The 17,295-nt window shown below is 34.2% G+C and carries 16 protein-coding genes and 1 other annotated feature (1 of these 17 cut by a window edge); of the genes, 12 read left to right on the top strand and 4 right to left on the bottom strand.

The genetic code is table 11. The annotated features are described in order from the left end of the window. Positions 1 to 92: a binding site (T-box leader), on the bottom strand (it extends 118 nt beyond the left edge of the window). A 200-nt stretch (positions 93 to 292) separates the two neighbouring features. Next, positions 293 to 2,035 (top strand): adenine deaminase, encoded by a 1,743-nt coding sequence (gene ade / locus BCELL_RS10035; protein WP_013488605.1) that lies wholly within the window; start codon positions 293 to 295, stop codon positions 2,033 to 2,035. A gap of 156 nt (positions 2,036 to 2,191) precedes the next feature. Then, a complete protein-coding gene (locus BCELL_RS10040) occupies positions 2,192 to 3,256 on the top strand; it encodes a branched-chain amino acid aminotransferase (RefSeq protein WP_013488606.1) in 1,065 nt (354 codons plus the stop codon). 88 nt (positions 3,257 to 3,344) lie between these two features. Here the strand turns inward: BCELL_RS10040 and BCELL_RS23185 are convergent, their stop codons facing one another. Beyond that, positions 3,345 to 3,467 (bottom strand): hypothetical protein, encoded by a 123-nt coding sequence (locus tag BCELL_RS23185; RefSeq protein ID WP_013488607.1) that lies wholly within the window; start codon positions 3,465 to 3,467, stop codon positions 3,345 to 3,347. 190 nt (positions 3,468 to 3,657) lie between these two features. Further along, a complete protein-coding gene (gene hpaB / locus BCELL_RS10045; RefSeq protein ID WP_013488608.1) occupies positions 3,658 to 5,109 on the bottom strand; it encodes a 4-hydroxyphenylacetate 3-monooxygenase, oxygenase component in 1,452 nt (483 codons plus the stop codon). Between the two features lie 144 nt (positions 5,110 to 5,253). On the opposite strand from hpaB, the gene BCELL_RS10050 reads away from it, so the two are divergent. From BCELL_RS10050 to BCELL_RS10075, 6 genes are all read left to right on the top strand, one after another. Continuing rightward, complete coding sequence (locus BCELL_RS10050; protein ID WP_013488609.1) at positions 5,254 to 6,378, top strand: NAD(P)/FAD-dependent oxidoreductase; 1,125 nt, start codon at positions 5,254 to 5,256, stop codon at positions 6,376 to 6,378. Between the two features lie 300 nt (positions 6,379 to 6,678). Continuing rightward, positions 6,679 to 7,944 (top strand): ammonium transporter, encoded by a 1,266-nt coding sequence (locus BCELL_RS10055; protein ID WP_013488610.1) that lies wholly within the window; start codon positions 6,679 to 6,681, stop codon positions 7,942 to 7,944. A gap of 53 nt (positions 7,945 to 7,997) precedes the next feature. Beyond that, positions 7,998 to 8,951 (top strand): DUF294 nucleotidyltransferase-like domain-containing protein, encoded by a 954-nt coding sequence (locus tag BCELL_RS10060; protein WP_245546982.1) that lies wholly within the window; start codon positions 7,998 to 8,000, stop codon positions 8,949 to 8,951. Continuing rightward, positions 8,948 to 9,676, top strand: coding sequence for an exonuclease domain-containing protein (locus BCELL_RS10065; RefSeq protein WP_013488612.1), 729 nt, complete (start codon positions 8,948 to 8,950; stop codon positions 9,674 to 9,676). Before BCELL_RS10060 ends, BCELL_RS10065 begins: the two co-directional genes overlap by 4 nt. Positions 9,677 to 9,710: 34 nt before the next feature. Then, the gene (locus BCELL_RS10070) at positions 9,711 to 10,070 is read left to right on the top strand and encodes a MerR family transcriptional regulator (protein ID WP_013488613.1); all 360 of its coding nucleotides are present in this window, start codon (positions 9,711 to 9,713) and stop codon (positions 10,068 to 10,070) included. A gap of 285 nt (positions 10,071 to 10,355) precedes the next feature. After that, the gene (locus BCELL_RS10075; protein ID WP_013488614.1) at positions 10,356 to 11,342 is read left to right on the top strand and encodes a DMT family transporter; all 987 of its coding nucleotides are present in this window, start codon (positions 10,356 to 10,358) and stop codon (positions 11,340 to 11,342) included. A 401-nt stretch (positions 11,343 to 11,743) separates the two neighbouring features. Here the strand turns inward: BCELL_RS10075 and BCELL_RS10080 are convergent, their stop codons facing one another. Both BCELL_RS10080 and BCELL_RS10085 read right to left on the bottom strand, forming a co-directional pair. After that, the gene (locus BCELL_RS10080) at positions 11,744 to 11,971 is read right to left on the bottom strand and encodes a hypothetical protein (protein ID WP_013488615.1); all 228 of its coding nucleotides are present in this window, start codon (positions 11,969 to 11,971) and stop codon (positions 11,744 to 11,746) included. Between the two features lie 67 nt (positions 11,972 to 12,038). Further along, positions 12,039 to 12,782, bottom strand: coding sequence for a YwaF family protein (locus tag BCELL_RS10085; protein ID WP_342633095.1), 744 nt, complete (start codon positions 12,780 to 12,782; stop codon positions 12,039 to 12,041). A gap of 120 nt (positions 12,783 to 12,902) precedes the next feature. On the opposite strand from BCELL_RS10085, the gene BCELL_RS10090 reads away from it, so the two are divergent. From BCELL_RS10090 to BCELL_RS10105, 4 genes are all read left to right on the top strand, one after another. Then, complete coding sequence (locus BCELL_RS10090) at positions 12,903 to 15,074, top strand: DNA topoisomerase III (protein ID WP_013488617.1); 2,172 nt, start codon at positions 12,903 to 12,905, stop codon at positions 15,072 to 15,074. An 86-nt stretch (positions 15,075 to 15,160) separates the two neighbouring features. Continuing rightward, on the top strand, positions 15,161 to 15,427 hold the full coding sequence (locus BCELL_RS10095) for a DUF1450 domain-containing protein (RefSeq protein WP_041808209.1): 267 nt from the start codon (positions 15,161 to 15,163) through the stop codon (positions 15,425 to 15,427). Positions 15,428 to 15,712: 285 nt separating this feature from the next. Continuing rightward, the gene (locus tag BCELL_RS10100) at positions 15,713 to 16,909 is read left to right on the top strand and encodes an MFS transporter (protein WP_425357460.1); all 1,197 of its coding nucleotides are present in this window, start codon (positions 15,713 to 15,715) and stop codon (positions 16,907 to 16,909) included. Positions 16,910 to 16,927: 18 nt separating this feature from the next. Continuing rightward, the gene (locus BCELL_RS10105) at positions 16,928 to 17,215 is read left to right on the top strand and encodes a hypothetical protein (protein ID WP_013488620.1); all 288 of its coding nucleotides are present in this window, start codon (positions 16,928 to 16,930) and stop codon (positions 17,213 to 17,215) included. Positions 17,216 to 17,295 lie beyond the last annotated feature (80 nt).

The raw sequence follows: 17,295 nt of genomic DNA on the forward strand, positions 1-17,295 counted from the left end.
AATAGGGTATAATACGATGAGATTTTTCAGCCAATGAATCTCACTCTCTGACGTACAACAAACTATTTACTATTCCCAATCAATGCTTTATCGAGTTTACTTTTTTTAATTATCTGATATTTGTTTATGAGAGTCAAGGCACAAGGGTGAATTATAAAATATTCTTATTGTATTGAAACAGATTTTAGACAACTGCATTGATGTTTATGTAAAAAAATGATATTCTTCTTTAAATTACTTCGATATATGAGACGATAACACTATATATGCAATTGAAAGGGGATTGATATACTTGAAGGTGAAAAAAGATGTATTAAAGAAAAGACTTGCTGTAGCTGCAAGAAAAACCCCCGCAGACAAAGTATTTAAAAATGGTCAAATTATTGATGTATTTAACGGTACTTTAATGACAGGTGATGTTGCAATCGTAGATGACACTATTGTTGGAATTGGAGATTTTGAAGGGCATATAGAGATAGATGCAACAAATAAATACATTAGTCCAGGATTTATAGATAGTCATGTACATATCGAGTCTTCCATGGTAACTCCATCACAATTTGCTAGAGTCGTTCTTCCTCATGGTGTCACAACAGTTATAGCCGACCCACATGAAATTGCCAATGTTTCTGGTACAATAGGAATTGAATTTATGTTAGATGATTCTGAAGGAATTCCCTTACATGTATTTTTAATGTTACCTTCATGTGTTCCTGCGACTCCTTTCGAAAATTCCGGTGCAAATTTACAAGCGAAAGATTTAGCGCAGTTTTATACTCATCCAAGAGTATTAGGGTTAGGCGAAGTAATGGATTACCCTTCTGTACATCATAATGACGATGTCATGATTGAAAAAATATTCGGTGCACAAGTTAATGGAAAAATCATTGATGGGCACGCTGCTGGTCTTAATAATAATGCGATTAACGTATATCGAACTGCAGGTATAAGGACAGACCACGAAGCAGTAACTAAAGAGGAGGCCGAGGAACGATTAAAGCGAGGAATGTACTTGCTTATTCGGGAAGGATCAGTGGCGAAAGACTTAACGCAGCTCTTAAAAGTAGTAACAAACAGTAATAGTAGAAGGTGTGCGTTTTGTACAGATGATAAGCATATAGATGACCTTATCCAAGAAGGGAGTGTAGACCATAATGTTCGGTTAGCTATTCAGAAAGGGATATCTCCTATTACAGCTATACAGATGGCTACAATTAATGCTGCCGAATGTTACAAGCTAGACAATAAAGGTGCTATTGCCCCTGGGTTTGATGCCGACATTATACTATTAGACAGTTTACAAGACATCGCTATAGATGAAGTATATTCTAGTGGACAACTAGTAGCAAAAAAAGGACGTTTTCTTATAAAAGAAGAAATAGGTATTAAACCGGGGGAAGACATCATAAGTAGTGTTCATGCTACTGAAATTACTGAAAAGGATATTACGTTAAGCATAAATGAAAAACAGTTAGCCAACGTCATTAGTATCATTCCAAATAGTTTAATCACAAAGCACATTGTTAAAGAAGTAAAAGGAAGAGAAGGAGCTTTTGTATCGGATATAGAAAATGACCTGTTGAAACTTGCTGTGATTGAAAGACACCATTACACTGGAAATGTGGGTCTAGGTATTGTTCATGGATTAAAGCTAAAACGTGGCGCAATAGCTACAACTATTGCACATGATTCACATAACATGATAGTTACAGGTACTTCAGATAAGGATATGCTTTTTGCCATAAAAAGTGTTGAAGAAATTGGTGGAGGATTGGTTGTTGTTTCGGAAGAAAAGGTCATCGCATCTTTACCATTACACATTGCAGGTTTAATAACAGATGATGATTACGAAATAGTTTATAAAAAACTTAATCATATTAATGATGCTTTAAGTGATATCGGTATTTCACAAGACTTTAATCCTTTTTTAACACTGTCTTTTCTGGCGTTACCTGTTATTCCAGCTCTGAAACTTACAGATATTGGATTGTTTAACGTAGATCAATTTAAACATATTAATTTGTTTGAGACTTGAAAATATTCTTACCAATTATTACAGACAATAGAAAAAAACATATTAAATGCCAAGCTAATAAAAATTAAAGAAAAAATCACTTTCCTCTTGTAATCATTTGAGGTAATCTTTAAAATAGTCAGAAATAGGCGGTTTAATAGAAGGATGGGGAGAAATATGACACTGACAATAGACAAAGTAAAAGAATTAAAGGAAAAACCAAATCCTAAACAGTTGGGATTTGGTAAATATTTCACAGACCATATGTTTATGATGGATTATGAAAGAGAGAAAGGCTGGTTTAACCCAAGAATTAAACCTTATGAACCATTATCTTTAGACCCTGCAACGATGGTTTTTCACTATAGCCAATCTGTTTTTGAAGGTTTAAAGGCTTATCGAACAGAAGATGATAGGGTGTTATTATTTAGGCCTGAAAAAAACTTTGAGCGTTTAAATGAGTCAAATAGACGATTAAGCATTCCTCTTGTTGATAATGAATTGATACTACAATACTTAAAAAAGCTAATCGAAATAGAAAAAGAATGGATTCCTAAAGAAGAAGGAACATCTTTATATATACGTCCATTTATTATACCGACAGATACTAATTTAAGGGTTGCTCCTGCGAATACATATAAACTAATGATTATCTTATCGCCAGTTGGATCTTATTATCCAGAAGGAATTCACCCTGTAAGTATTTATGTGGAACATGAGTATACAAGGGCTGTAAAGGGCGGTACAGGTACTGCTAAAACAGCAGGCAATTATTCCGCGGGCTATGTCGCCCAAGAAAAAGCCGCTCAAAATGGTTTTGCACAAGTTCTTTGGTTAGATGGTATGGAAAAAAAGTATATAGAAGAAGTCGGTAGTATGAATGTTTTTTTTAGAATTGATGATGAGGTGGTCACTCCTAAACTTAACGGGAGTATTTTACCTGGTATTACTAGAATGTCTATTATTGAGTTATTAAAATCTTGGGGAGTCCCAGTGAAGGAAAGACTTGTTTCAATGGAAGAAATTATTGAAGCATACAAAAATAACCGTCTTAAAGAAGCTTTCGGTACTGGAACTGCCGCAGTTATCTCGCCTATTGGTGAGTTAAACTGGCATAATGAACAATACATTATTAACAATAAAAAAACAGGGGAACTTTCTAAGAAGCTATATGAAACAATTACTAGTATCCAAACCGGTAGTATGAAAGATACCTTTAATTGGACTGAAGTAGTAAAATAACTTGGCTAAAATCAGGGGAGAACCTCCTGATTTTTTTCTGTTAAATACTAGTAACCAAAAAATCAGGGATTTTGCGTAATTTTTATTCTTATTTTAAATGATTATTTTTCACTTCCCAATATTGAATTTGTGGTAATTTATAATAAATCCAATAGTCCTGTAACAAGGAATAGCTAACAAATAGCATCATTTGTATTGGTATGAGTTTCATTTGCTTTCCTCCTTTGGCCAGTTTCTTAATCTTTATTACAGATGGCGGTTGTCTAATAACTTTAATATGAAAATTGTAGGACGGTGAGTATTTTATATTTTTGTCGTATATTGCGCTTGCCCAGGGAATATATGTTAGGTTGTACCAGTGATGTTGCCTATGACACAACCTAACGTTTCATATCAACCGATTATTGATTGTTCAAAAATGCTTGAATGTCGTCAACATATGGTTTTTTATTATATGCTTGGTATAAAGAAGAAGATAATCTGACTGGATCTCCAAAAAAGAATCTTTCATATTGTGTTTGACGTGTACCAAAAGAACTCATCGTTAAATCCCATGCAAGTCGAAATAATTGGACCCTGTCTTTCGCATCAGCATTTTTCGCTTGTAAATACAATTCTAGATCAGAGGAAATACTACTATTAAAGTCAGATTCTGTCGGTAATGTAATAAATCCACTAGCTCCTAATAAATGCAGTATTTCTATAAGACGAGGATATATTTTTTGATAATAGTTTGAAGCTGTCATTAAAGAAAGTGGATTTGGCACCATCATTCCAAATTCGTTTTTTATTGCACTCATTTCTGATTTTTGCAACAATGCCTTCATAATTTCAAGTGTTACGATAATTTCACTAATTTTTTCTTGGACATGTTGATATTCAGTAATAGAAATTGTTTCTGCAATCGATTCAGCTAAACCGAGTATAAATTCTGTTTTTACTACTTGACGGGAAGTCGCTTGGAATAAGAGCATTAAATTTAAACTAGTTTTTGTATATATACTTCCAACTGCATGTAAATCTTTATAAAGAAAAACTCTTTCCCATGGAACTAAAACGTGATCAAACACAACGACAGAATCAATTTCATCAAATTGAGCAGACAATGGATGATCGAACGTATTAGTAGGATGCTTCGAAAAAGGTTCCCGACATATAAATTTTAACCCTGGCGTGTTAGAAGGGATAGAGAAAGCATACGCGTAATCATTGTTAATGGCATCACCACCTGATGGTAAAACGAGTAGCTCATCTGTTACACCGCCCTGCGTCGCAAGAAGTCGAGCCCCTTGAATAACAATGCCATCACTCGTTTCATCTACTATTTTTGCAGCAATTATTTTGTCTTGGTTACTATCTAATAAGTTTATTTGGCTGTAAGGAGATCTATTTACTTGAGGATTTATAAAAGTATGGGTGAATGATAGATCATTCTTCACTGCATTTTCATAAATAGCAGTAATGTTTTCCGTATATTTTTCTTCAAAAAATGGTAGAGAGGATGCTAGAGTCATAATGGCTGTATTAATATAGTCTGGTGACCTTCCAATTGTGCCACAGCTTTTACGGGCCCATAGCTGTGTAGCTTCCCTTCGTTTTTTTAAATCATCAATAGACGTTGGTTTTTCAAAAGCAAAATTTATTGTTTCACCGTGTACTTCTGAATATCTAGTTAAGTAGGATTTAGTCGGTTCATGGTGCTGCATATCGTAAAGAGATGCTTTACTTTTTAATACCCCTTTAAATGCTCGTTGCTCCGAAACGTCTCCATCAATCCTTTTTCCTTCAATCCAAATTTCATTTTTCATTTTATTAATTCGCTTTATATATTGTTGTCCTGTTATGATAGACAAGTGGATCCCACCTTATCATTTATGTCGTGTTAGTATATGCAAGAAATAACATTCGTGATATTAGTGGAGTTGGCATTTTTATTTCTATTGTTACACGATGATATTCCCTTTTATAAAAGAAGTGAAACTAAAAAGGAGTTACATATGGATAAGATTATCATTATTGGTGCAGGTATTTTAGGTGCATCTGCAGCTTATGAGCTTAGTAAAATAGGATTTGATGTTACAATCATTGATCGCCATGAAAAAGGACAGGCTACTAGAGCTGCTGCGGGGATAATAGCTCCCTGGCTTTCACAGCGTAGAAACATGGCGTGGTATGACCTTGCAAGAAGAGGTGCAAAACATTATCCTCAATTAATCAAAGAGCTTGAGAGTGATGGAGAATGGAATAGTAGCTATAAAAAGGTAGGCGTATTAAAATTACACGATGATTTAAATAAACTAGAAAAATTAAAGCTGAAAGTGGAAGGGAAATTAAAACAAGCCCCTGAAATTGGTGATATAACTATATTATCTAGTGATGAGTTAGAGGAGAAATTTCCAATAGTAAGTAAAGAACATTATGCACTTTATGTTACTGGAGCAGCACGTATCAATGGGAATGATTTTTGTCAATCACTTATCCGTGCTGCCCAAAAAAGAGGAGTAAAGGTAATAAAAGGTAATGCAGAGATAATAACTAATGAGGAATCAAAAGTGTTTGTTAAGGTTAATGGACAGCAATTGAATAGTAGTATTGTCGTATGTACTGTTGGAGCATGGGAAAGCGATTTGTTAAAGCCGCTTCAAATAGAACGAAACATAAAGCCACAAAAAGCACAAATACTCCATCTTGAAATAGACGGTGTTGAATCAGGAGAGTGGCCAGTCGTCATGCCTCCAAATAATCAATACTTTGTTCCTTTCGATAATGGTCAAATAGTAGTTGGTACAACCCATGAAGACAATGTTGGATTTGATATGAGAACGACAGCTGGTGCGATAAATGAGATTTTATCGAAAGCTTTGCAATTTGCTCCAGGATTAAAGGACAGTGCCTTTAAGGAGGCGAGAGTAGGTTTTAGACCAGTTGCTCCACAATTCTTACCGACTTTAGGTCAAATTCCACATTACAATCGGTTATATGTAGCTAATGGACTTGGTTCATCAGGTCTAACGGTTGGGCCATACTTAGGACGTCAATTAGCGCTTCTTGTATCTGGCAGAAAACCAGACATAGACTTATCGCCATATTCTCTTCTCTCTAATGAGAAGCTTTGTAAATAAACTCTTTTTGATTTTTTAAAAATAGGGGAGGATTCAAATTGGTTTTAACCTTTTGTAATCCTCCTCTTTTTTTCAATTAATTGTTAGACCGTGAAGGTATGAATTCAACATCAATGGGAAATTTCCTAAAGCTATGCCTGACAGAAAAGTATGTATCTCCGTTAAAAGTAATGTAACCGGTTACTACATAAAAGTGTGGTAGATTTTCTGACAGTTTTGTTGTTTCAGAAAATTTGAAAAGTATAATTGGACTTAACAAAGGATGTTAACTACATTTACAAAGAGAGGGAGATGTTAGAAATGGAAATAGTTTTAATGGATAATTTATGGGTAATCATTGGTACATTTTTAGTTTTACTAATGCTAGGTGGGTTTATCCTTCTAGAAGCCGGATCGACGAGAATGAAAAACGCTGGTCACATCGCCGGCAAAACAATTTTCACAGTAGGTATTGGTGCTTTAGTATTCTGGGCAGTTGGATGGGGTTTTATTTATGGAGAAGGAAACTTGTTTATAGGTTTATCTGATTTCTTCTTCGGAGATGCATCCTTTGATGGGGAAGGGTTGTCACCAGCAGTTGATTTCATGTTTCAAATGATGTTTGCATTAATTGCAATGACAATTATGTTTGGTGGTTTCGCAGAACGTGCAAAATTATCAGCATACGTATTATTCGCAGTATTATTCTCAGCACTTATTTATCCTGTAGTTGCACACTGGACTTGGGGTGATGGTTGGTTAGCGGAACTTGGTAAACAAGACTTTGCTGGATCAACAGTAGTTCATTTAACTGGGGCAATGGCAGCACTAGCAGCAACAATCATTTTAAAACCACGTATTGGAAAGTTTAATAAAGATGGTTCAGCAAATGATATAGCAGGACATAACCAAGTATATACAGCTTTAGGTGTGTTACTACTTTGGGTAGGTTGGTTTGGATTTAACGGTGCTAGTACGTTTGAAGTAGCGGATGCATTCTTTGGTTTTGTTATTCTTAATACACAGTTAGCAGCAGCAGCAGGTGCAGTTGCAGCAATGGCTACAGTTTACTTAGTAACAGGTAAGGCAGATGTTCCAACTACTTTAAACGGAGCGTTAGCTGGTTTAGTAGCAATTACAGCTCCTGCAGGCTTTGTAGAACCTTGGGCAGCAGTTGTTATCGGTTTAGTCGGTGGTATTATGGTAGTCTTCAGTATGAAACTGTTTGACAGAGCAAAAATTGATGATCCTATTTTCGCATTGTCAGTCCATGGTACAGTAGGTGTATGGGGTACAATCGCTTGTGGTTTATTCGCTACAGAAGCTTTCTCAACAGGTGTAGGTTGGGGAGCACCAGGATTATTCTACGGTGGTGGATTTACTCAATTAGGAGTTCAAACTCTTGGTGTGGTAGCTAGTGGATTATATGCTTTCATAGTTGCATTTATCATTTTGAAAATTTTAGACAAAGTTTTAGGCGGACTTCGAGTTTCTGAAGAAGAAGAAATTGTAGGTCTTGACTTAAGTGAACACGGTAGTTATGGTTACCCTGAAAGTATGACTAAAAATGATAAAACTGGGGCATAGTCTCCTACCAATACAATAAGAAAAGACTGATTATTATGAAGAGCTATGAACAATTGAAAAAGTGGCGAGCAGACAATATATACAAAGTTTCAATGGACCATCAAAAATTAAATGCGTTCCACGATGAGCTTATGAAGCAAATTGTTCATACTGCTTTAGAGAAGGTGAAAAGTGAGTCGGGTTTACCCCCAGCTCACTTTGCTTTCTTTCTTATGGGCAGTGCTGGTAGAGCTGAACAAGCTATTTGGAGTGATCAGGATCATGGCATCATCTTTGATGGGGATAAAAAGGATGAACAATACTTTTTAAAACTAGGTTCAGAGATTTCAGAAGGGTTTGCTATTTGTGGCTACGAGCTTTGTGAAGGGAACGTGATGGCTTCAAATCCACTATGGTGTAAGTCTTTAGTAGATTGGGAAAAGCAAATTTTAAATTGGTTTGATGAAGATAGCTGGACTTCCATTCGAAATTTTACCATCTTTTTTGATTCAAGAGTGTTAGTAGGAAAACATAAATTGTTAGAACAATTGAAAGAAATAGCGTTTAATAAGCTTTCTCACGAAAAGCATTTAATGAACAGATTAATAGATAATGTAGGACGTATAAAAAAAACACTTGGAGTGTTTGGTCAATTTTTACCTGAACAATACGGAGAACATGCTGGTGCTATTCACTTAAAGCATGCTGTTTTCTTTCCTTACGTAAATGCATTAAGACTGCTAGCGATATATGAGAGGGTATCAGACCCATCTACTTTAGCCCGGTTTCAGAAGTTACCATCAAATTATGATCATAGTCTTAAATTGTATAGACGTGATTTTAACAATTTATTAGATTTTCGATTACGTTCATTTGAAAATGCAAAAGATTATCATGATGTTCATTACTTAAACATAAAATCACTGTCAAAAAGTGAAAGGGAAGCGTTGAAAGTAATCGTCAAACGTGGAATTAAACTGTTTAATGAAACAAAGCTTGTTATAGAAAAAAGGGGAAAAAATGTATGAATCCAATGATTCAATTTTTAAAACAAATATCAGGCAAATTAAGCTTTAACCAATATTCATCCGTTATGGGTCAATCTGATGCAAAGCAAATTGCGTACATTAGAGCACTGCAAAGAGAGCATCAGAGAGAAAACGTCTTGGAGATCCCTTTTTCAAAATTAGATGTTGTTGTTTTTGATTTAGAGACTACCGGTTTTTATCCAAATAATGGTGATCGTATTTTATCAATTGGTGGAATCAAGGTTAAAGGAGATAAGGTGATAGATAGTGAGACATTTTATTCACTTATAAATAGTAATGGTGGTGTTTCAGAGGAAATTACAAAATTAACAAACATCACAGAAAAAGATTTAATAGAGGCACCTCCTATTAATGATGTATTACAAAATTTTTATACATTTATGTCAGGTTGTACTCTTGTTGCACATCATGCTAATCATGAAAGAAGTTTTATGCAACATATGACGTGGTCAATTTTAAAATCGCGGTTTGAGCACCGGATTATAGATACTGCCTTTTTAACAAAGATTGTGGAGCCTAATAAAAACTTAGTGTCTCTAGATGAGTGTTGTGATCATTATGGAATTACGATCAAGAAAAGACATCATGCTTTATACGATGCAATAGCCACTGCACAGCTTTGGACGGAAAGTGTACGCGAGATTCAAAATTTAGGATTTCAACATTTGAAGGACGTGTACACTCATCTAGCTACATTAAAGTGAACATAAACGTATTTAAGGAGGGAGGGATGTCGTCGTGATAAACAAGATTCCTCAACATCTTGCAATATTTCCAATTAGTTTCGTAGAGGAAGTTACGAACTTGTCCGGACGACAAATACGTTATTATGAGGAACAAGGGCTCATTCAACCAGTAAGGAATAAAGGAAATCAACGCATCTTTTCTTTAAATGACATCGAACGTTTATCTGAAATTAAATCTCTAATTGATCAAAAAGTAAATATTGCAGGTATAAAAGCAATTATAACCTCTAAAGTGCAAAAGGAAAATGTGATTATAAAAGACGATGTAATTAACTCATTTTCAAGAAAAGAATTAGAAGATATATTAGTTCGTGTTCAAAACAAAGGGAATAATAATGAGAATTTAAATTAAAGAGAAATTAGCAAGGATAAGTAGTTCAAATAATAGGGAGAAACTAAATTAATATGAAAAAAATGAGAGCTTTTCTAATATAAAAAAAGGGTCTCATTTTTTTTCTGATCTAATACATTTAGATACTTGGAATCGAAATAAATTATTTATCAAAACTAGTAACCGTTCATATTAACTGAGTGAGTAGATTTTTGATTCTAGCCTTTAGTTTAAAAGCGTACATACATTAATATTACGAATTATATTCTAATATATTGTTTAATCTTTGACAGATAGTTTTAAAGTATGTATGTTTTAATAATAAAGCGTTTTGTTTTCAGAAAGAAGGGGTCAAAGCTGTCAAAAACATGGACTTATATTTTAGTTTTATTCGTTATGATATTATGGGGATTGAACGTAGTAGCTGTTAAATTTCTAGTTGAATCACTCCCTCCTGTAGCGATGCAGGGGCTAAGAATCTTTATTGGCGGCATTATCGCCATAATCGTTTTATTTTTCTTAAAAGATTTACGTAAATTAACAAAAAAGGAATGGGGCTATACGATAGTAGCAGCGGTCTTTGGACAAATGCTTCATCATTCGTTGTTGGCCTTAGGTCTTGTTCAAACAACTGCTGGAAATGCTTCGTTGATTTTAGGGTTGATTCCATTAGCAACGGCAATCTTTGCAATGTTGTTTCTAAAGGATAGCATAACGCTTTTACGTACAATTGGAATTGCCTTAGGTTTTGGTGGTGTCTGTTTAGTAGTGCTTCAAAATGCTGAAATTGGGGTAATTTCTCCGGGCGATATATTAGTGTTTATAGCGATGCTTTCACAAGCATTCAGTTTTGTTATTATAAAAAAAGTTACTGCAACACTATCATCTCGACAATTAACTGCTGTCATGCTACTTGTAGGGGCAGTAATGCTTTTAATTTTAAGCTTTATATTTGAACCACAAGGAGTAGGGAATCTTGTACATGGTAATACAATTGTTTGGACAGTTTTAGTATTGTCGGCTGTATTTGCTACAGGTTTAGGCCATATTTTATATAATGCAGCAATTCAAGAAATTGGTGCAGGACAGACAGCAATTTTTAATAACTTAGTCCCTTTTATATCCCTTATAGGTGCATTTTTCTTATTAGGAGAAGCAATTTATACGTCTCAAATAATAGGTTTTGTACTCATTGTTTTAGGTGTTCTCTTTGGAACTGGTTATATTGAAACAAGAGTACTTAAGAAAAGAATGAATAGTATTGGAAAAAAACAGAAAAAGCAAACTGCATAATACAGTAGAATTTTTCCGCCACGCGTAGCCATTGCTATACAAATAAAAGCACCGGCGACATTCCGCCTCTTTAAAGGGTCTGTCCAAAAGCTATTAAAAGTCTAGGAATGGCTCCACTCGCGTGAGCCACTACAATTCACTTATAGTTGGCGTTAGAGATTGTCGCGGCTCCGCTCATTGCTTAGAGATTAACTCAAAAGGTAAGAAAAACAAAAAACGAGCTTTCAGAAGCTCGTTTATAGCATGAAGGAGAAGAAAGAATAAATATGGCGGTGGAAATGGTGCCACGCGTAGTAGCGAGAAGAGCACTCACTACTACTTTAAAGACATGTGGCAACATTTCTTCACCGCTTCTAAGCAAAACAAAAAACGAGCTTTCAGAAGCTCGTTTTTTGTTTTGCTTATTCTATAAGTGATTGCATGCCAGCATTTCTTACAGTACGTTCTTCGGGTGAAACTAAATCGTACTTTTTTAGATAATGGAACAATTCATTTAGTTTTAATTGTGGTATAGAAGGATTTAGGTATGATTCAATTGCTTCATATAATGATTTTGGTATGTGTTTTTTTTGCAATGCTAGCTTATTTTGTACATCTTCGAAAGAATGGTCTATATTGCATTTACTCAACAGTTTTCCCTCCTACTATTATATAAATAAATGATACATTTTTTTTTATTGTTTGACCATGACGAGATTATACATACTTTTTCTTCTTTGTTTTCCAGTATGGTATAAAAGGAATGTAAAGTAGAAAAAAAATCATGAGTGCTAATATTTCTAAAGAAAGAATGTACCACGGGTAAGGTCCTAAATAATCAAGGACACTTGGTCCCGCAGGTTTTTCAGCTAAGAACATGTAATTTGCCCCAGTTCTTACATTCACTATAAAAACGAAAATTGCAATTACGTTAAGTACTATGAATGATTTGAACAAAGAATGCAAGGTTACAGCAAAACGGTATATCCAAACCATATATAAAATAGAGAGAATTATGGCGACATGTGCAATAAAGAAATGTAAAAACCGAAAATGCGGGAATGTATAAAAGAGATCGGGAGTAATGAGTGCTTGAATCGCACCTCCAATTCCAAAAAAATATAACACTTCAAAAATTTTTTTTGATTTAAAAATCAACATAAAAATGCACAAATAAAGGCTAATACTACAAAGGTTTAGGGGAAGATTATGTCTTGTTGTCCAAGAACTATATGAAAAGCTCCAGTAAAATAAGAAGACCTCAGATAGAATAAGTATCACTAAGATGATCCATCGAACATGCTTCATATACTCCTTTTTTCTATGAAAATATAGCCAAATGATGGAGATCGTAAATAATGTGAGTGCGACTAGGTGAGGAAGGCTTAGAAATACAGCACTTTCTCGATACATGTCTCTACTAAAGAATGACTCTAACATCAAAAACACCACCGTATACATGATAATAGAAATTATACTTTGATTTACTATTTTTGTTAATATACTACCCAAAAATGTGTTAATCGACTATAATGGAAACAAATGTTCTTCATTCGATATACATAAAAGGCGGAATGCGTAATGAAATTAATAATTGCAGAAAAGCCTGATCAAGGTGCGAAGCTTGCTGCACCTTTTTCGAGTAAAAAGCAAGCTGGATTTATAGAAATATCCCCTAATGATACATTTCCCAAAGGTGCACTTGTTACTTGGGCAGTTGGGCATTTATGTGAACTTGTTCCCCCAGATTACTATCATCCTCACTGGAAAAAGTGGTCATTAAAAAACCTTCCAATTATCCCTGAACAGTTTCAACATCGTGTCATAACCTCTAAGTGGAAGCAATTCAACATTATAAAAAGGCTTATACATGATCAACGAATTACAGAGATTATCATTGCTGGTGATGCAGGAAGAGAAGGGGAAGCAATAATTAGAATCGTATTGACATTATGTAAAAATTCAAAACCGATGAAACGGCTTTGGATATCATCATTAACAAAAAATGCTGTGTTAACAGGTTTTAATCATCTGCTAGATGAAGCTGAAACGAGAAGCTTATACTATGAGGCGTTGAGTAGGTCATGTGCTGATTGGATTGTAGGAATTAATGCCTCGAGAGCATATACATTACTACTACAACAAAAAGGAATTAAAGATATATTTTCAATTGGTAGAGTTCAAACACCGACACTTGCTTTAATCGTCCAACGCGAAAAAGAAATTGAAACGTTTAAACAAGAAGAGTTCTGGGAGGTTGTTGCTACTTTTCACATGAACAATAATCAATATAAAGGAAAATGGCATAAGGAGAACGACTCAAGACTAAAAGAAAAAGAGTTAGCGGAGAAAATTAGACGGTTTTGTGTTCACAAAGAAGCAACTATTCAATCTATTGAAAAGAAACGAAAAGACTTTAAACCACCATTTTTATTAAATTTATCTAATTTACAAGCATTAGCAAATAAAAGGTTTAAATACTCGCCACAAAAAACGCTTGATATTGCCCAGAAGCTATATACAAAAGGGATAATTTCCTATCCACGAAGTGACTCCAATTTTATTACGAAGGAAGAAGCAAAAATGCTTCCTGATATCCTCTTTAAATTGAGTAAATTAGAGCATTTTGAAAAATACTTTCCATTACAAGTTGAGTCGATACTTAATAATAAACGGTATGTTAATGATAAAAAGGTGTCTGATCATTACGCGATAATTCCAACTGAGCAAGTTACGAACCCTACAAAGCTTCAAAGTGAAGAATCGAATATTTATATATTAATTGTTGAACAGTTGATTGCTGCCCATTATAAGTCAGCTATTATTGATTATACAACGATTCAAACACTTGTAGATAATAGGGCTACTTTTTTGACTAAAGGGAAGGAAATTGTTCAAGCAGGATGGCGGGAAGTGTTATATAAAAATGATGATAAGGCGAGTAATGACGAAGATCAACAACTTCCAGCTCTTCGTGAAGGTGAGAGTGGTCATGTTTTTGATGTTGATATAAAATCTGGAAAAACGCAACCTCCTAAACGATTTACAGAAGGAGAACTAATTACAGTAATGAAAACTGCGGGAAAAGCATTAGACGATAAAGAGCTTGTTCATATATTAAAAAACACAGAAGGCTTAGGTACAGAAGCAACTAGAGCTGGCATCATTCAAGTATTAAAGGATAGAAAATACATCCAAGTTATAAAAAATCAAGTTTTTGTAACAGAAAAAGGAAAACTATTAGTTGAAGCAGTAGGTGACAGTATTTTAGCTTCCCCCGAGATGACAGCGAAATGGGAAAAGCGTTTAAGCGAAATTGGTGAAGGGAAAGCTGCGCCTAAAATATTTATCGAACAAGCTAAAAACCTTGCATGTAATGTATTAGAGACTGCAAATAAGCAAGTGGAAAATTGGGATTTTAAAAATATTGATATTAGTAGCATTGAATCGTTTTCAAGTAAGAATAAAAAAGGAAGAAGACAAACTGTTGTAGGAAAGTGTAAAAAGTGTGATGGACAAATAATCGATAAAGGAAGTTTTTATGGCTGCTCAAATTACCGGAATACAAATTGTTCATTTACATTATCAAAGATACTTTTAGGGAAGACAATAACGCAAACACAAGTGAAGAAATTATTAACTAAAGGAAAAACAGATATTATTCATGGATTTAAAAAGAATTCCAAAACGTTCAATGCCTCTCTTATACTAAATACAACAACATATAAGTTGGAATTTAAGTGGGATAACTAATGATGAGAAAAGCAATACTTTGGAAAATTGCTATAATTGTATGATAAATTTATATTACAGACAAATAAAATAAAGGAAGTTATATGATGGCTTTATTAAAAAAACTGTTCAAACAGGAAAAAGTAAAAATTGATTTTTGCCAAAATAATCTCGATAAATTCCTTTCAGAGCAATGCTTTTCTGACTTTAACTCTTTTTTATCGCAAAAAAATATAGACTTTAAAGAATACACTTGTCAAAGCAAATGTGAAATTTGCGAGGAATCCCCGTATGCAATCATAAACGGTGAAGTGGAGAAAGCAGAAACGGCTGAGCAATTGCTTAAAAAACTAAAGGAAAGAGTAAACCGATAGTAAATTACAGGGAGACTACTAGAGTTCTTTTTAGAAATAATTGCAAGCTAGGTTTTCTACATGCCAAGGTTGCTCTTGACACGTTAAGAGGCTGAGTCAATTGATCGAACTCGATCAGTTGATTCAGCCTTTTATGGTCGGGTAAAAACTGGTATGTATTGTTTATGTGAAAATATTGCATCTTATAAAAGTATTAATTTTACAAAAAATTGTAAAGGAGATATAGTTTTGGCTAAGAAAAGGAAAGGTTTAGTTATTTTAGCAATTAGCTCGATACCTTTAATTATGACTCTAGGTAATTCCATGCTTATTCCTATTTTGCCTAAAATGCAATCTGAACTAAATTTAACAGCTTTTCAAGTTAGTTTAACCATTACAATCTTTTCTGTTTCTGCAGCTTTGTTTATTCCTATTTTAGGCTATTTGTCAGATCGATTTTCTAGAAAAGCAATTATTTTACCGTCGTTAATTTTATATGGAACGGGAGGCTTACTAGCAGGGATAGCTGCAGGATGGTTCACAAACCCTTATTTATGGATCATTTTTGGCAGAAGTCTTCAAGGTATTGGCGCTGCTGGCACTGCTCCTATAGCGATGGCATTAACAGGAGACCTCTTTAAAGGTGGAGACCAAAGTAAGGTGTTAGGTTTAGTTGAAGCTTCAAATGGATTTGGGAAAGTATTGTCTCCTATTGTAGGTTCTTTATTGGCTTTATGGTTTTGGTATGCACCATTTTTAGGATTTCCAATTTTTTGTTTAATTTCAGTATTCTTAACGTTATTCTTTATACGAGAAAAAAAGAAAAAAAAGGAAGCACCACCTATAGGTAAATACGTTAAAGGATTATTCTCTGTATTTAAGTTAGAAGGTAGATGGTTGTTCACTGCTTATTTAGCCGGAGCTACATGCTTGTTTACACTCTTTGGCATTTTATTTTACTTATCTGATGTATTAGAAGCACAATACGATATAGTAGGGGTCTTAAAGGGAGCAATTTTGGCCATTCCACTCCTATGTATGATGACAACATCCTACATAACTGGTAGTAAAATAGGAAAAAATATGAAAAGAATGAAAGCTTTTATAGTAATTGGACTTTTATTAATGACAGCTTCATTTTCAACGCTTGTATTTTTTTCAGCTTTAGTACCATTTATAAGTGTACTTGTAGTAAGTAGTATTGGGACTGGTTTAGTACTCCCTTGTTTAAATAGTTTAATTACTGGATCGGTAGGAAAAGCGAGACGCGGTTTTGTTACGTCATTGTATGGTTCAGTTCGATTCCTAGGTGTTGCTGCAGGCCCACCAATATACGGATGGTTAATGGCATGGAATCGTAATGGGATGTTTTTAGTCACAGCAGGCTTAACGTTACTCGTGTGTATTCTTTGCATATTCTTAATCCATGCTAAAACTAAGAAAGAACAAGAAGAAGAGAGCGCCACAACAATATTTACAAAGTATCACCTTACTACAGAATAAATAAAGGAGGAACATCTCATGCAAATTTACTTTTCTCCAGAATTAATGAAGGAAGATGCTCAAGTTTTAAATATTTTGACAGATCATAATAAACCAGTTGGTTATATGGCTTTTTTGTTAGAAGCTGAAAAAAAGAAAATGTATATTTATGGTCATTTACAAGATGAAGGGGTGAAAGCTGATTTTAAAGATCTTGTTACTCCCTACATTCAAGGACTTACAAAAATAAAACCGGAATTAGAAGTGCTGACATACCTTTCTGTAGGTGGAGAGAAGGTAGAAGTGGAAATAGAGAAGGATGAATAATTTTATTTTATAATTATAGATCCATTTCATCATCCTTTTTTTGAAAAAAGTGCATACTCTTATAATATTTTCATAAAGCT

The organism is Evansella cellulosilytica DSM 2522 (assembly GCF_000177235.2).
GTDB classification, from domain to species: Bacteria; Bacillota; Bacilli; order Bacillales; family Salisediminibacteriaceae; genus Evansella; species Evansella cellulosilytica.

Bases quoted from the DNA above. Each gene is read 5' to 3' on its own strand.
- BCELL_RS10095 (WP_041808209.1), top strand. From the start codon at position 15,161: ATGGCTTTATTAAAAAAACTGTTCAAACAGGAAAAAGTAAAAATTGAT.
- BCELL_RS23185 (WP_013488607.1), bottom strand. From the start codon at position 3,467: ATGAAACTCATACCAATACAAATGATGCTATTTGTTAGCTATTCCTTG.
- BCELL_RS10040 (WP_013488606.1), top strand. From the start codon at position 2,192: ATGACACTGACAATAGACAAAGTAAAAGAATTAAAGGAAAAACCAAAT.
- BCELL_RS10065 (WP_013488612.1), top strand. From the start codon at position 8,948: ATGAATCCAATGATTCAATTTTTAAAACAAATATCAGGCAAATTAAGC.
- BCELL_RS10050 (WP_013488609.1), top strand. From the start codon at position 5,254: ATGGATAAGATTATCATTATTGGTGCAGGTATTTTAGGTGCATCTGCA.
- BCELL_RS10085 (WP_342633095.1), bottom strand. From the start codon at position 12,782: ATGTATACGGTGGTGTTTTTGATGTTAGAGTCATTCTTTAGTAGAGAC.
- BCELL_RS10075 (WP_013488614.1), top strand. From the start codon at position 10,356: ATGTATGTTTTAATAATAAAGCGTTTTGTTTTCAGAAAGAAGGGGTCA.
- BCELL_RS10090 (WP_013488617.1), top strand. From the start codon at position 12,903: ATGAAATTAATAATTGCAGAAAAGCCTGATCAAGGTGCGAAGCTTGCT.
- BCELL_RS10105 (WP_013488620.1), top strand. From the start codon at position 16,928: ATGCAAATTTACTTTTCTCCAGAATTAATGAAGGAAGATGCTCAAGTT.
- BCELL_RS10100 (WP_425357460.1), top strand. From the start codon at position 15,713: ATGACTCTAGGTAATTCCATGCTTATTCCTATTTTGCCTAAAATGCAA.
- BCELL_RS10055 (WP_013488610.1), top strand. From the start codon at position 6,679: ATGGAAATAGTTTTAATGGATAATTTATGGGTAATCATTGGTACATTT.